Source organism: Salmonella sp. SG203 (assembly GCF_013350575.1).
Classification (GTDB): Bacteria; Pseudomonadota; Gammaproteobacteria; order Enterobacterales; family Enterobacteriaceae; genus Salmonella; species Salmonella enterica.
This window is the reverse complement of record NZ_SNMT01000003.1, coordinates 42,365-56,688: the sequence shown is the minus strand read 5'-3', so window position 1 is coordinate 56,688 and position 14,324 is coordinate 42,365. Positions and strand designations below refer to the sequence as shown.

The window sequence follows — 14,324 nt, the reverse complement described above, 5'->3', positions numbered from 1 at the left end:
GCCTGTAGCGCGAAAGACGCAGGGGGACCTCTGGAGAGCTCTGTGATGAATGACCAAATTTATCAGCGGATAGAAGACAGTGCGCGTTTCAGGGAATTAGTTGAAAAACGGCAACGGTTTGCCACGATTCTGTCGGTTATCATGCTGGCGGTTTATATCAGCTTTATTTTACTGATCGCCTTCGCGCCTGGCTGGCTGGGCACGCCTCTACATGCGGGAACCAGCGTCACCCGAGGAATTCCCATTGGCGTCGGGGTGATTGTGATTTCTTTTGTGTTGACCGGAATTTATATCTGGCGGGCGAATGGCGAATTCGATCGTCTTAATAACGCCGTACTGCATGAGGTGAAAGCATTATGAAGAGAGTTCTGACGGCGCTTGCCGCCGCACTCCCCTTCGCCGCTCATGCGGCGGATGCCATTAGCGGCGCGGTTGAACGCCAGCCCACCAACTGGCAGGCGATTATCATGTTTTTGATTTTCGTCGTGTTTACGCTCGGTATTACCTACTGGGCCTCTAAACGCGTACGTTCCCGTAGCGACTACTACACCGCTGGCGGCAATATCACCGGATTCCAGAACGGCCTGGCGATTGCCGGCGACTATATGTCCGCCGCGTCATTTCTCGGCATTTCCGCGCTGGTGTTTACCTCCGGTTATGACGGGCTGATCTATTCGCTGGGCTTTCTTGTCGGCTGGCCAATCATCCTGTTTTTGATTGCCGAGCGCCTGCGTAATCTGGGACGTTATACTTTTGCTGACGTTGCCTCTTATCGCCTGAAACAGGGGCCAATCCGTATTCTTTCGGCCTGTGGCTCCCTGGTAGTGGTGGCGCTTTATCTCATCGCCCAAATGGTCGGCGCCGGTAAACTGATTGAACTGCTGTTCGGCCTCAACTATCACATCGCCGTGGTGCTGGTCGGCGTGCTGATGATGATGTACGTGCTGTTCGGCGGGATGCTGGCGACAACGTGGGTGCAAATTATCAAAGCCGTCCTGTTGCTGTTTGGCGCCAGTTTTATGGCCTTTATGGTGATGAAACACGTCGGCTTTAGCTTCAATAATCTGTTTACCGAAGCCATGGCGGTACACCCGAAAGGCACGGCGATTATGAGCCCAGGAGGATTGGTGCAAGATCCGATTTCGGCATTGTCGTTGGGTCTGGGACTGATGTTCGGCACCGCCGGCTTGCCGCATATTCTGATGCGTTTCTTTACGGTCAGCGATGCCCGCGAAGCGCGCAAGAGCGTGTTCTATGCCACCGGTTTTATGGGCTATTTCTACATTCTGACCTTTATTATCGGCTTCGGCGCTATCATGCTGGTGGGGGCGAATCCCGCCTATAAAGATGCCGCGGGCGCGCTGATTGGCGGCAATAACATGGCGGCGGTACATCTGGCCAACGCGGTAGGCGGCAACCTGTTCCTCGGCTTTATTTCGGCAGTGGCGTTTGCCACCATTCTGGCAGTGGTCGCCGGTCTGACGCTGGCGGGCGCATCGGCGGTGTCGCATGACTTGTACGCCAACGTGTTCCGCAAAGGCGCAACCGAACGTGAAGAGCTGAAGGTGTCGAAAATCACCGTCCTGGTGCTGGGCGTGATCGCCATTATCCTCGGCGTCCTGTTTGAAAATCAGAACATCGCCTTTATGGTGGGCCTGGCATTTGCTATCGCCGCGAGCTGCAACTTCCCCATCATTCTGCTTTCCATGTACTGGTCAAAACTGACCACGCGCGGCGCTATGCTGGGCGGCTGGTTAGGTTTACTGACAGCGGTGGTGCTAATGATTCTTGGCCCTACCATTTGGGTGCAGATCCTCGGCCACGAAAAAGCGATCTTCCCGTATGAGTATCCGGCGCTGTTCTCTATCAGCGTGGCGTTCCTGGGGATCTGGTTCTTCTCGGCCACCGATAACTCGGCAGAAGGCAACCGTGAACGTGAGCAGTTCCGCGCTCAGTTTATCCGCTCCCAAACGGGATTCGGCGTACAACAAGGGCGTGCGCATTAATCTTACCGTTTCCTCCGGCCCCGTGGGTCGGAGGAAAATCAGAACATCACCCTCGCCACCAGCGGGGCAGCCAGTACCATCACCACGCCGGACAGCATCATGACCAGACTGGCGACGACGCCCTCCTGCTGACCAAGTTCATAGGAACGCGCTGTGCCCGCCCCATGTGACGCCGCGCCGAATCCTGCCCCTTTTGCCATGCCTTCCCGGATAGAGAGACGCAAAAATAGCGCGTCGCCGACCGCCATGCCAAACACGCCAGTGACGACTACGAACAGCGCCACCAGATCCGGCTGCCCGCCCAGGGGTTCTGCCGCCGCCAGCGCAAATGGCGTGGTAACGGAACGTACCGCCAGACTACGCTGAATCTCATCCGATAACGTGAACAGACGCGCCAACCAAACGGAACTGGTGACCGCCACCACCGTCGCCGTCACTACGCCCGCGGTGAGCGACATCCAGTGACGTTTGATAATCGCGAGGTTATCGTACACCGGCACCGCAAAGGCAATGGTCGCCGGGCCGAGCAGCCACAATAGCCAGTGCGATTCACCAATATAGTTTTGCCAGGAGATATGACCGAACACCAGCATTAACACCAGCAGTGCCGGCGTCAACACTAATGGCATCAACGGCAGTTTGCGAAAACGGCGATACAGACGCTTATTGGCGAAGTAAATTCCCAGCGTAATCACCAGGCACAGTACGCTTAACTGAACGTTATTCACGGTTTAGCCTACTCATCTCATAGCGATACACTTTATCCACCACCCACGCCGTCGCGCCGAGTACCATTAAGGTACTGATCGCTATCACCGAGAAAATGCGCCAGCCGTCCACCAGTAACAGATGGGCATAGTTCACTACCGCCACGACGGCGGGAACAAAGAATAACAGCATCTCCGCCAGCAGCCAGCGTGCGCCTGCGCGTACCCAGCTAAGCGGAATAATCCGGCAAACGATCAGCGCCAACATAAGTACCATGCCGACCAGATTCGCGGGCAACGGCAGGTGCAGCCAGGAGACAAGATATTGGGAAAAAATGAATAAACCTGCATAGAGCAGTACCTGAACCGGTACCTGGAGTCGTTGCACAACGGCAGGCGTAACGCGGCTTATCGCCACAGCCATGAGGGAATGTCCTGAAAAATAATACGGAGCGCCAGTATAGAGAACCTCCGTCACGGGCAGAAATGAATTAAAATCATTGCAGGCATAGTCGGAAGGAATAATCATGGATATCAGAACGCTGCGTTATTTTGTCGAGGTGGTGCGCCAGCAAAGTTTCACCCGCGCAGCGGAGAAGTTATTTGTCACCCAGCCCACCATTAGCAAGATGCTGAAAAATCTTGAAGATGAGCTTAACTGTACGCTACTGATCCGCGACGGACGTAAGTTATTGCTGACCGATACCGGACGCGTGGTGTTTGAACGCGGTCTGGCGATCCTCGCTGAGTTTCGCCAGTTAGAGGCTGAGTTGAGCGATATTAACCATCTCAATAAGGGCGTGCTGCGGCTGGGTATTCCCCCGATGGTCGGCATGTTGATGGCCGGGCCAATCAGTTTGTTTCGACAACGCTACCCTGGCGTTGAACTTAAAATTTCGGAGTTTGGCGGCCTGACGGTACAGCAGGCAGTAATGAATGGCGAGCTGGATGTTGCGATGACCGCGCTCCCGGTGGAAGAAGCGAGCGGGCTGACGACGTTATCGCTGTTCAGTCATCCGCTGTGCGTGCTGGTTCCCCGTTCCGGTCAGTGGACAACCTGCGACTCCATCGCGCCTGAAGCTCTGGCGGAGCATCCTCTTCTTATCTATAACGAAGACTTTGCCCTGAGCCGCCAGTTGATGACCTTATTTAGCCAGCATGACGTAAAACCACGGATTGCCGTGCGCAGCGGGCAATGGGATTTTCTCGCCGCCATGGTGCAAGCGGGCGTCGGCATCGCCATTTTGCCGGAGCCGATTTGTCAGCGTCTGGATAAGGCCACGCTGCGCTGGCTACCGCTGGAAAGCGATCTCCGCTGGCAGTTGGGCATGATTTGGCGGGAGGGCGTGTATCTGTCGCACAGCGCCCGGGCATGGTTAACCTGTTGCGAAGGGTTTTGGCTGAAACAACCGTAAGCCATGGGTTAAAACCCTTGCCGGATGGCGGCGCAAGCACCTTATCCGGCCTACTTGTAGGCCCAGTAAGCATGGCGCCACCGGGCCACAAGGACTACTGATTTTCTATCAGTAGCGCTTCCATCAAATCCAGGTCGTGCAGCAGCTTTTGCAATGTTTCATTGCTGATTTCTCGCGTGGCGCGCAGATGATACAACTCGGCGCGCTCGGAACGCAGCGCCGCCAGACGGAAACGTCGCTCCAGGTTTTCTTCCTGTATGGAGCTTTCGACATCGTTTCGCCCATCGGCACGGCGACGCAAGTTACCAATGACACGCGAGCTTACTTCAGTAAGCAACTGATTATCGATGTTTTCTTCGGTATCCGCCGCCAGACGCTCTTCCATTTTCTGAATGGCGACAATCGCCACTTCCGCCGTCGCCGCGCGGGCGATACGCTCCTCTTTCAACTGTTGCGCATGATCGGCGACTTCCAGATGTTGCAACAGCAGCGGCAGCATGATCACGCCGACAAACAACGAGAACAGAATGACGCCAGCCGCCAGGAATACCAGTTCATAACGCGCCGGAAATCCGCTGCCATCCGGCAAAAGTAACGGTATAGAGAGCACACCAGCCAGGGTGATCGCCCCACGAACGCCAGCGAAGGAAGCAATCAGAATTTCACGCGACGTCCAGCTGGCGAACTCCATCGGTTTCTTCTTCAAAAAGCGCAGGCTGAACTTTTTCATGGTCCACAGCCAGCCGAAGCGAACCAGCATCAATGCCGCATAAATCAGCACGATATCGGTAAAGAGCATCCAGGTTTCGACATTCGGGTCAGCTTCCGCCGCCGCCAGCGAAGATTCCAGAATCCCTGGCAATTGCAGTCCCAACAGCAGAAAGACCATACCGTTAAAGACAAATTCCAGCATCGCCCAGGTACTGTTCGCGCGCAAACGCATTGCCAGCGGCGCGCGGCGCATTACGCCAGAACGGGTGATGGTCATCCCGGCGGCAACCGCGGCCAGGATGCCTGAGACGCCAATATGTTCGGCAATCAGGTAAGACGCGAAGGGCAGCAGAAACAGCAGGACGATTTGCGTCGCGGGCTCATCGCCGCCCCAGCGGCTCAAAAAACGCAGCGAGCGACCATACAGCCAACTGACTACAAAACCCGCCAAAATACCGCCGATAGCGACCTTAAAAAATTCCAGCGTCGCGCCGCCGACGGTAAAGACCATCGTCCCCATCGCCACCGCGACGGCGAATTTCAGCGATACCAGACCGGAGGCGTCGTTCATTAACGCCTCTCCCTGCAGAATGCCCATGATTTTTTTCGGGATACGCCCCTCGCCCACAATTCCGGAGAGCGCTACCGCATCGGTCGGCGACAGCACGGCGGCCAGCGCAAAGGCGGGGATCAGCGGAATGCCGGGCACCAGCCAATAAATCAGGAAGCCGATTCCCACAACCGTTACCAGGACCAGCGCCAGCGCCAGCCCGAAAATCTCTCGTCCATGCTCAAGAAATTCACGGGTCGGCGTCTTCCAGCCATCCGCAAACAGCAGCGGCGGAATAAACAGCACCAGGAAGAGTTCCGGGTCGAATTCCACATGCAAACCAAACGTCGGCCACGCCAACAGCGCGCCAACGGCGATCTGCATAAGGGGTAAAGGAAGCTGGAAGGGTAATACACGCGTAAATACCCCCGACAGCGAGACCACAAGGGTCATGATGAGTATTGTGAAGAAAATTTCCATGCGTTCCCTGTTTGCGATGTTTTTTATGATGGAGAGAGGCATCATGCCTCGGTTTCACCTTCTTCAGATTAACGCAAAAGGTAACGTGATGTGTCCTGAAAATGAAAACGGGCGACCAACGCCGCCCGTTTTTCAGAATGAAGGCAGAACTAGATAGCCCAGCCGCCGGCATAAAAAGCGACCAGCGCGACCGCAATGACGACAGTTCCGATATTCAGCTTACGCCATTCGCCGGAAACCAGACGCCCGACGACCAGCGTGGCAAAGCCGATCATAATCCCGGTGACGATGTTACAGGTCAGTACAATAAATACGGCCGTTACCAGCCCCGCCATCGCATCGACGAAATCAGCAAAATCGATTTTCGCCACGTTACTCAGCATCAGCAGACCGACATACATGAGCGCCGGGGCAGTTGCGTAGACGGGAACGAGATAAGAGAGCGGCGAAAGAAACAGGATCAGCAAAAACAGCACGCCCACGGTAATCGCCGTCAGGCCCGTTTTACCACCCGCCGCCGTACCGGCCGCAGACTCGATATACACCGCGGCGGGCGCCGCCCCGACCAGGCCGGAGAAAACGCTACTCAGGGAGTCGGTGGTTAGCGCTTTGCCGCCATCGATAATTTGTCCGTCTTTGTCCAGCAGGTTAGCCTGCCCTGCGACCGCACGGATCGTTCCGGTCGCATCAAACACCGCCGTCATCACCAGCGCCAGTACGCTTGGCAGAACGACAGGGTTTAACGCGCCCATAATATCCAGGCTGCCGATCAGCGAGTTGCCGTTTTCATCGCTCAACGAAGGCATGGCGAAAATGCCGGAAAAATGGACGTTAGGATCGAAGAGCAAACCCACAATAGAAATGCCAATAATGGTCAACAGAATGCCGCCGGGGACTTTCAGCTTTTCCAGACCGAGAATAACAGCCAGCCCCACAAGCGACATAATCACCGGGAAGGTGTCGAAATCGCCCAGCGCGACCGGCAGGCCATCCAGCGGGTTTTTAATGACCAGGCCGACGCCGTTGGCGGCAATCAGCAACAAAAACAGGCCAATACCGATACCGGTTCCGTGGGCCACGCCCTGCGGCAAGTTACGCAAAATCCAGCTACGAATGCCGGTGGCGGAGATAACGGTAAACAGTACGCCCATCAGGAATACGGCGCCAAGCGCGACCGGGACGCTAATATGCTGCCCCAGGACCAGGCTAAACGCGGTAAACGCCGTCAACGAGATAGCGCAACCGATAGCCAGCGGCAGATTCGCCCAAAGCCCCATAACAATAGAGCCGACGCCTGCGACCAGGCAGGTCGCTACAAAGACGGCGGCAGGCGGGAACCCGGCTTTACCCAGCATCCCTGGCACCACGATGACGGAGTAAACCATCGCGAGAAACGTGGTTAAGCCAGCAACGACTTCCTGGCGAACGGTGCTCCCGCGTTGTGAAATTTTAAACCAGGCGTCGAGTGAACCGCCGGTACGCGCTGAAGGCGTAGACATAGAAAACATCCCCTGAGAATTTATTATTCGTCGGTATACGTGGGAGGTAATCCACTAACAGCGCAACGTTATCTCCTTGTGCTACATTTACGACAACCGGGGCGCCGCAAAAAAGCAAACGTTTAGCTCCACGTATACAAAACGGGTGGCAAAAAAAAGCAAACGATTATCCAGCGATCATCAACGCTTTTTCAACTGAACTTTGCCGCTTTTTATGCTTTTCTGCTTAGTATGCTCAATAAATCGCCAGACGATGCGCAAACGTTATCGTCCCTGCGCAATCCAGCAACAATTTTTCGCATCGCTGTTAGCAAATACGTTGCGCAATTTGCTCACAAAAACGCCATTATCCGCCGGGAATGGTAAACGGACCGCCCTGCTGAATCGCTCGCTGCCAGGCTGGACGCATTTCTACCCGCGCTTTCCATGCGTTGATATGGTCGAGATGAGCGATCCCGCCTCGGGCAAGCAGCGCAAATAGCGGGAAGCTCATCTGGATATCCGCCATACTTAACTGCTCTCCGGCAAACCAGGGGTGATTTGCCAGATGCCCGTCAATAAAGCGCGCATGGGTTTCCAGTTGCGGATTAAGGTACGCTTTTTGCGCGCCCTTACCGATAACGCCGCCCAACGTTCGCAGGCCCAATGGTACCGGCGGTTTACCCAGAGAGGTAAAGAGCAGTCTCATCAATAGCAAGGGCATGAGCGAACCTTCAGCGTAATGTAGCCAGAATCGATAGTGTTGTTTCCCCTGCGCATCCGCAGGTTTAAAGCGTCCGATACTGTCGTAAGTGTCCTGCAAATATTCCAGGATGGCGCCCGATTCCGCAATAACCATACCGTGATCTTCGATAACCGGAGACTTGCCCAGCGGATGCACTTTTTTCAATGCCGGCGGCGCCAGCATGGTCTTTTCACGCTGGTAACGCACAATCTGGTAAGGCAACGCCAGCTCTTCCAGCGCCCAGAGGATGCGCTGCGAACGAGACTGATTTAAATGGTGCACCGTCAGCATGGCTGTCTCCTGTAAGGTATGCCAACTAACTATAGAAAATTATGGCAGTTGCCGTAAAAATTTCGGCTAAAAAATCAGCATTTCGCTGGCGAACAGGGCGTCGTCGCTTACACTTACAGTATCAACACAAACCGGAACCTCCACCACGTGCTCGATATGAGGGGTGTTGACGTCGGGGGAAACCCTCCTGTAATCAGCGGGATAGAGCGAAAGACAAAGACCGGAAACAAACTAAAGCGCCCTTAGCGGCGCTTTAGTTTTAGGTGAACTCAGCCCGATGGCCGAGTGCATGTTAATCATCTTCAAGCAGCCGGGCACCCGTCCCATGTTCGCCAAGCCTGTCGCCTGGATTTCGCAGCGGACAGTCGCTACGCGATAAACAGCCGCAGCCGATACAACCGTCCAGCTCATCGCGCAACGCCACCAGCGTATGAATACGTCGGTCTAACTCTTCGCGCCACTGCGATGAGAGCTGCTTCCACTCTTTCGCGCTTAACGTATGCCCTTCCGGCAAGATACCAAACGCGTCGCCGATAGTTGCCAGCGGGATGCCGATACGCTGGGCGATCTTGATAATCGCGACATAACGCAACACGTCACGCTTGTATCGCCGTTGGTTACCGCTATTACGGATACTGGTAATTAACCCTTTGCTTTCATAGAAGTGCAGGGCGGACACAGCAACACCGCTACGTTTCGCAACTTCCCCCGGCGTCAGTAAGGCTTTTAAACGGGGAGATTTTTTTTCCATAAATCGCTTTACCTCAAGTTAACTTGAGGAATTATACTCGCCCGCAGACAAAACGACGAATCGAATACTGTTTAAGAGGCAACAATATGTCGCATCAGCAGATAATTCAGACCCTTATCGAATGGATTGATGAACATATCGACCAACCGCTAAACATTGATGTGGTGGCAAAAAAATCGGGCTACTCCAAGTGGTATTTGCAGCGGATGTTTCGTACGGTAACGCATCAAACATTAGGCGAGTATATTCGCCAGCGCCGTCTCCTGTTGGCGGCCGTTGAGCTACGAACGACCGAGCGCCCGATTTTTGATATCGCGATGGACCTGGGCTATGTATCGCAGCAAACCTTCTCGCGTGTATTCCGCCGCGAGTTCGATCGCACTCCCAGCGATTACCGTCACCGCCTGTAGGGCGTCTGCCCGCGTATCGTCAGAGGCGCGGGCGTTTGTTGTAGCCAGGCGATGAATTCCTGCGGTGGTAACGCCTTCGCAAAGTGCCATCCCTGACAATACTGAACGCCGCGTTTTAGCAACCAGCTAACCTGTTCAGCCGTTTCAACCCCCTCAGCAATGATTTTTAGCCGCAAACTTTGCGCCATTTCAATAATATGTTCCACAATCAAATGGCTGGCGCTATTAGTGGTTAGCGTGTCGACAAAAGATTTATCAATTTTTAAAAGGTCGACATTTAATGAGTACAGGTTATGCAAGTTCGAATAGCCGGTACCAAAGTCATCAATTGCCACCTCGTATCCCGCCTGGCGAAACGCCTGAATAATCGGCGTCATTTTAGGCACATCAATAAATCCGCGCTCGGTCACTTCAACCTTTATCTGTTGCGCAAGCACTGAATGCTGACGCGTTTTTTCATGAATCATCACAATTAGTCGGGAAGAAAGAAAATCGGCGGCAGAGAGATTGATAGAGACATAAAGATGCGGGTGCGCGGCCAGAAAACCACCTAAATCATTAAATACCTCTTCGACGACATAATCGGTGATCTGCTCAATCATCCCCTCTTTTTCCGCCAGAGGAATAAATTCGCACGGGCTCATCACCGGACCGTGATAGCCCGGCCAACGCAATAGCGCTTCGGCACCTACACATGTCCCGTTTCGGATATCAATGATCGGCTGATAATGAAGGCAAAGCTGGTGCCTGGTAATGGCCCGTTGCAGCAATCGACGCGGTGAGTAATATGCCTGCCGGGATCGTGACCACATAAATAAGACGATAATACTACAGATGATCCCTAACGGTAGCGTTAACGTAAGCTGATGAAAGAGGTTCTGGTAAAAGCGTTGCTTTGAGGTTGAAACAATCGCGGCAACCGGTCGTTTTGCTGATTTAACCAGAGTATAAAAACGCTCACCCTGTTGGAACACAGGTTCACTCCGTCGTACCAAAGGTAATAGCTGATCAGCCTGCGCCTGTTCACTCAGGGAGAAAAAGGTGTTGGTCACCGTATCATACATTCCCCAGGCCAACGCCGGATCGTCTGACATCACCTCGCTATAAGATAAGGGATTGATAACCGCGACATAGTTTCCCCGCTGCATATATGTCATTTTATAACCGTTGAAAAAAGGCGTATCACGATAGTAATAAATAGCGATGTCAGGCTTTCGTTTATAGTCAGCGCGGGGAATAAAATAAGGACTTGTTGGCGTCATAACCGTAGAGCATAGAAAACGCTGGCCCTTAGCATAAATCAACTCATTAATGTACAAACGACCGCGGATAATATTCAGCATTCGCTGTTGATGGGCTGGCGTACAGGCTTGCCCCTGATATTGTTCAGCGGCATCGCGGGCTAAATCTGCTTGCAGGATAACCCGCTCCGTTTTATCTAATACCGACTGCGCAAATGAATGTAACTGATTTCTGGTTTCAGAGACTGCCCGGATATGAGCAAACCAGATCGCCAGCAATACAGGAAGTAACACCACAATGATCGTTCCGAGAAATCTCAACACCTTGCGTCGTGTGCTTTGACTCATTTTCAGCCTATTTCCCTGCATTATTTGTGACTATTGTTGGCAAAATAAGACGTGAACCAAACGGAGGTTTACGGTGCATGAATTTATCAATATTAGCAACAGACTTTTACCGATCAACATTTACCATTAATAACTACGCGCAATCTCTTTCGCATACCAGGCAGGACACTAAATATTTTTGATAATATCAGATTTATACTCAAGTAAACGATGGGGTATACATCTTTACTCCTTTCTTTTGATAAATAACTTGATATTTTTATCAGGTCTGAATTTCACGAAAAAAAATAAAAGAGTAGTAATAATACATCTTTGCTTTCCGGCAGTTTCTCTACGGACGCGTAGAAGTCACACAAAAAATACGGTTATAAAACGCACAAAAAATACATTGCCGATCTGGCGAACAAGCTGGTTTTTGTGATATAGTTCACAAAAAAAATGAAATAGAAACAATGTTTCATTCGATGTTGATGTGACGTCCGTCGATAGCCAGAATATCCCATGCTTCCCGGGAGCAACGCCGCGCTGTCCTGGACAAAGGTCTATTCAGAGGAAATGTTTCATGGCTGCCATAACCACTGGTGTCGTTCTTCTCCGTTGGCAACTGCTGAGCGCCGTGCTCATGTTTTTAGCCAGCACGCTCAATATCCGTTTCCGTAAATCAGATTATATTGGTCTGGCGGTGATCAGTAGCGGTCTGGGCGTAGTATCCGCCTGCTGGTTTGCCACCGGTTTACTCGGTATTACCATGATGGATCTCGCTGCGATCTGGCATAACATTGAAGCCGTAATGGTCGAAACGATGAGCCAGACCCCACCAGAATGGCCGATGGTGCTGACCTGATAGGCTATCGCTGCCGCTGAAGTCGCCCACCGGTTATCTCAACGCGGAATCGCGCGCCAGGGGTAGCCTTGCGAACCATCACGTCCCTCGCATTGCCGTTGATGAGGGCCGCCAGGTGTGGTTATCCAAAAATGGCAAGTGGAATAGCCCTAACAGAATCGAGCTAAACTTATTGAAGACGTTGCCGACTCGTTAAATGACAAAAAAGACCCGTTTGTGCAACGGGTCTTTTTTATTAAGCAGTACCACCTGATAACAGCGACAAGCGCTGCTTATTTTACATTAATAATTTATCCGGAGAACAATCACGGATTATTTTTCCACCTTTCATTACCAGGACCCGGTCAAAATACTTTATCAGATATCGACGATGCGTCACCATGATCAACGTTTTCCCATGAATAAACTCATCTAAGTTATCAAAAATTTGCTTCTCGGTATTCTCATCCAGATTTGATGTTGGTTCATCCCATAAAAAGACGCTGGCGTCACTACTCAGACTACGTGCTAATAATAACTGCTGCTGCTGTCCGGATGACAGGTTTTTAGCCATAAAATTCACCGGAAACTTCAGCCCCATAGGATGTTGCAAGATAAAACCACAGTTCGCCAGCTGAAGCGCCTTGAGTACCCGGCCCCTGTCGTTTTGCGGTTTTAACGCGAAATTACTTTCAATGGTTCCGGTGAATAAAACATCATGTGTCGTCACCACGCTTAAATGCTGAGAAAAAAAGTTCTGCGATAAATGTCCTAAGTTATATCCATCATATAAAATGGCACCGTCTGTTGGCGAAAGGTAGCCAGATAGCATTCCCAGTAATGAGCTTTTTCCTGCTCCGCATTCGCCTACCACCGCGACACGTTGCCCCGCAGGTATGTCTATAGACAGTCGGTTAATAATCATCGGAGATTGAGCATCATACTGATAACTCACGCCCCGGATAGAGATATCGCCATTGCACTTTGATATTGACTGTAATGCCGGTGTTTTTTCTGCCTGATCTTCATCAAAAAAAGAAAGCAGATCCTTACCGGTTTTTTCTGCTGATAAAATAGAGATTAATGTAGAAGAAAAATTCGAAATGATCCCGGAAATACGGCCAGAGACAATGACAGATGAAACAATTGCGCCAGTAGTAACATCACCCTTGATTACCATAAAAAAGGCTATTACCATAATAGTTATTTGGGTAATAGATGACATACTCCCCAATATAGATTGATAGATAAGATTTAATTTCCTTATCTTCAGGTTAAGATACGACTGTTCATTTGATGTATTAACCCAATCAAAAAGTAAACCTTGATTATTTAAGGTATGGATCATTTTAATAGATAAGAAAACTTCTGAGATAAAAATATTCCTGTTCTTCTGTCCTTCTTTTTGTTTGTTCATTAACTCATTAGTATAATGGTGGTTAACGAGGGAAATAATAATAGAGACGATAAACATGGTAATAGGTACAATAACAACCAGACCTAAATTTACATATATAACAATGAGAAATATAATAAATATTGGAATATCGGCTATACGTTGAAAGATCGAGTTTAATAAAACGGGTTTAATTTTCTGAAACTCATTCCATAGCACAAATGCTGATGACATGGATCTGCCATTTTTCTTTTTACTATAAAGTACCGCTTCAAGAAATGCGATATCAATATCGACGTCATCCTGCCTTGCTGTGATAGACTGATAAATATCTTTCGAAGTACGAAGGATAAACTCAAAAACAATAAATACAGCAACAATTATAGCCACGCCAAATAAAGATGAAACCGAAGCGCTTGGAACAAGCTTATCATAGAACAGATTACTAAATACTGGGATAGTTAACGCAAAAATTGCCATAAAAAGAGATGAAAAGAAGTATTTAGTATAAAAAATCTTGTTCATCGATAAAGAGTTTTTTATGATATTTTTTACTCTTATACTATCAACAACTTTATTTAAAGGTAGTATACTAAATGCAGATAACTCTTTTAAATATTCATCTTCAATTTCAACATAACAGAGTTCACCGCGCGCGTTTACCAACTTTATTTTTTGCCCGCCGCTCACACACACCATCCACTTCATTTCTGGTGTTAATAGTAAAATCGGCATAGGCTCATTTAGTAAATCCTCACCATTATTAAATAATATATCCTGTAGAGAAAGCCCTAACGACAAAAAGAAATTCTTCATTTGTATAGAGTCATCAGTGTTATTTCTGTCGTACTTTTTAAATCTTAAATTTATATCATCCTCTTTGATATCAATTTTTATGTTGAATTTTTTAGACACTATAGATAATGCCGTTTCCGCACTTAAATAATAAGGTTCTAGTTTTTTATCCATAAG

13 protein-coding genes are annotated in these 14,324 nt (G+C 50.4%); 5 read left to right on the top strand and 8 right to left on the bottom strand.

Features of this window, described 5'->3' with window-relative positions:
* Positions 1 to 45 precede the first annotated feature (45 nt).
* Both HV477_RS06280 and actP read left to right on the top strand, forming a co-directional pair.
* The gene (locus HV477_RS06280) at positions 46 to 360 is read left to right on the top strand and encodes a DUF485 domain-containing protein (protein ID WP_000999620.1); all 315 of its coding nucleotides are present in this window, start codon (positions 46 to 48) and stop codon (positions 358 to 360) included.
* Complete coding sequence (gene actP, locus HV477_RS06275) at positions 357 to 2,006, top strand: cation/acetate symporter ActP (RefSeq protein ID WP_000832536.1); 1,650 nt, start codon at positions 357 to 359, stop codon at positions 2,004 to 2,006. Before HV477_RS06280 ends, actP begins: the two co-directional genes overlap by 4 nt.
* A 38-nt stretch (positions 2,007 to 2,044) precedes the next feature.
* Here the strand turns inward: actP and HV477_RS06270 are convergent, their stop codons facing one another.
* Positions 2,045 to 2,734: an LrgB family protein gene (locus HV477_RS06270; RefSeq protein ID WP_001067096.1), complete on the bottom strand. Its 690-nt coding sequence runs from the start codon at positions 2,732 to 2,734 to the stop codon at positions 2,045 to 2,047.
* Positions 2,727 to 3,137 carry a CidA/LrgA family protein gene (locus HV477_RS06265; RefSeq protein WP_000257347.1) on the bottom strand — a complete coding sequence of 137 codons (411 nt, stop codon included), beginning with the start codon at positions 3,135 to 3,137 and terminating at the stop codon, positions 2,727 to 2,729. The genes HV477_RS06270 and HV477_RS06265 overlap by 8 nt, the downstream gene beginning before the upstream one ends.
* A 103-nt stretch (positions 3,138 to 3,240) precedes the next feature.
* Between HV477_RS06265 and HV477_RS06260 the strand changes: the two genes are divergently transcribed.
* Complete coding sequence (locus tag HV477_RS06260) at positions 3,241 to 4,128, top strand: LysR family transcriptional regulator (RefSeq protein ID WP_000354962.1); 888 nt, start codon at positions 3,241 to 3,243, stop codon at positions 4,126 to 4,128.
* A gap of 94 nt (positions 4,129 to 4,222) precedes the next feature.
* On the opposite strand, the gene HV477_RS06255 is transcribed toward HV477_RS06260, so the two are convergent.
* The 4 genes from HV477_RS06255 to soxR form a co-directional block, all read right to left on the bottom strand.
* The gene (locus HV477_RS06255) at positions 4,223 to 5,869 is read right to left on the bottom strand and encodes a Na+/H+ antiporter (protein ID WP_001536604.1); all 1,647 of its coding nucleotides are present in this window, start codon (positions 5,867 to 5,869) and stop codon (positions 4,223 to 4,225) included.
* 149 nt (positions 5,870 to 6,018) lie between these two features.
* Positions 6,019 to 7,368, bottom strand: a complete 1,350-nt coding sequence (gene ghxP, locus HV477_RS06250) for a guanine/hypoxanthine transporter GhxP (protein ID WP_000106907.1) — start codon at positions 7,366 to 7,368, stop codon at positions 6,019 to 6,021.
* A 346-nt stretch (positions 7,369 to 7,714) separates the two neighbouring features.
* The gene (locus HV477_RS06245; protein ID WP_000958575.1) at positions 7,715 to 8,383 is read right to left on the bottom strand and encodes a glutathione S-transferase family protein; all 669 of its coding nucleotides are present in this window, start codon (positions 8,381 to 8,383) and stop codon (positions 7,715 to 7,717) included.
* A gap of 292 nt (positions 8,384 to 8,675) precedes the next feature.
* Positions 8,676 to 9,134 (bottom strand): redox-sensitive transcriptional activator SoxR, encoded by a 459-nt coding sequence (gene soxR / locus HV477_RS06240; protein ID WP_000412686.1) that lies wholly within the window; start codon positions 9,132 to 9,134, stop codon positions 8,676 to 8,678.
* An 86-nt stretch (positions 9,135 to 9,220) separates the two neighbouring features.
* Here soxR and soxS point away from each other — a divergent pair, with 86 nt between their 5' ends.
* Complete coding sequence (gene soxS / locus HV477_RS06235) at positions 9,221 to 9,544, top strand: superoxide response transcriptional regulator SoxS (RefSeq protein WP_000019483.1); 324 nt, start codon at positions 9,221 to 9,223, stop codon at positions 9,542 to 9,544.
* Here soxS and HV477_RS06230 read toward each other — a convergent pair.
* The gene (locus tag HV477_RS06230) at positions 9,532 to 11,133 is read right to left on the bottom strand and encodes an EAL domain-containing protein (RefSeq protein WP_023197779.1); all 1,602 of its coding nucleotides are present in this window, start codon (positions 11,131 to 11,133) and stop codon (positions 9,532 to 9,534) included. The genes soxS and HV477_RS06230 overlap by 13 nt on opposite strands.
* A gap of 562 nt (positions 11,134 to 11,695) precedes the next feature.
* Between HV477_RS06230 and HV477_RS06225 the strand changes: the two genes are divergently transcribed.
* Complete coding sequence (locus tag HV477_RS06225) at positions 11,696 to 11,977, top strand: YjcB family protein (RefSeq protein ID WP_000719058.1); 282 nt, start codon at positions 11,696 to 11,698, stop codon at positions 11,975 to 11,977.
* Between the two features lie 277 nt (positions 11,978 to 12,254).
* Here the strand turns inward: HV477_RS06225 and siiF are convergent, their stop codons facing one another.
* Positions 12,255 to 14,321 (bottom strand): SPI-4 type I secretion system protein SiiF, encoded by a 2,067-nt coding sequence (gene siiF / locus HV477_RS06220; protein ID WP_000358566.1) that lies wholly within the window; start codon positions 14,319 to 14,321, stop codon positions 12,255 to 12,257.
* Between the last annotated feature and the right edge of the window lie 3 nt (positions 14,322 to 14,324).

What these genes read in the sequence shown, in the direction of transcription:
- HV477_RS06230 (WP_023197779.1), bottom strand. Translation starts at nt 11,133, where the DNA reads ATGAGTCAAAGCACACGACGCAAGGTGTTGAGATTTCTCGGAACGATC.
- HV477_RS06265 (WP_000257347.1), bottom strand. Translation starts at nt 3,137, where the DNA reads ATGGCTGTGGCGATAAGCCGCGTTACGCCTGCCGTTGTGCAACGACTC.
- HV477_RS06225 (WP_000719058.1), top strand. Translation starts at nt 11,696, where the DNA reads ATGGCTGCCATAACCACTGGTGTCGTTCTTCTCCGTTGGCAACTGCTG.
- soxR (WP_000412686.1), bottom strand. Translation starts at nt 9,134, where the DNA reads ATGGAAAAAAAATCTCCCCGTTTAAAAGCCTTACTGACGCCGGGGGAA.
- HV477_RS06280 (WP_000999620.1), top strand. Translation starts at nt 46, where the DNA reads ATGAATGACCAAATTTATCAGCGGATAGAAGACAGTGCGCGTTTCAGG.
- HV477_RS06245 (WP_000958575.1), bottom strand. Translation starts at nt 8,383, where the DNA reads ATGCTGACGGTGCACCATTTAAATCAGTCTCGTTCGCAGCGCATCCTC.
- ghxP (WP_000106907.1), bottom strand. Translation starts at nt 7,368, where the DNA reads ATGTCTACGCCTTCAGCGCGTACCGGCGGTTCACTCGACGCCTGGTTT.
- soxS (WP_000019483.1), top strand. Translation starts at nt 9,221, where the DNA reads ATGTCGCATCAGCAGATAATTCAGACCCTTATCGAATGGATTGATGAA.
- siiF (WP_000358566.1), bottom strand. Translation starts at nt 14,321, where the DNA reads ATGGATAAAAAACTAGAACCTTATTATTTAAGTGCGGAAACGGCATTA.
- HV477_RS06255 (WP_001536604.1), bottom strand. Translation starts at nt 5,869, where the DNA reads ATGGAAATTTTCTTCACAATACTCATCATGACCCTTGTGGTCTCGCTG.
- HV477_RS06260 (WP_000354962.1), top strand. Translation starts at nt 3,241, where the DNA reads ATGGATATCAGAACGCTGCGTTATTTTGTCGAGGTGGTGCGCCAGCAA.
- actP (WP_000832536.1), top strand. Translation starts at nt 357, where the DNA reads ATGAAGAGAGTTCTGACGGCGCTTGCCGCCGCACTCCCCTTCGCCGCT.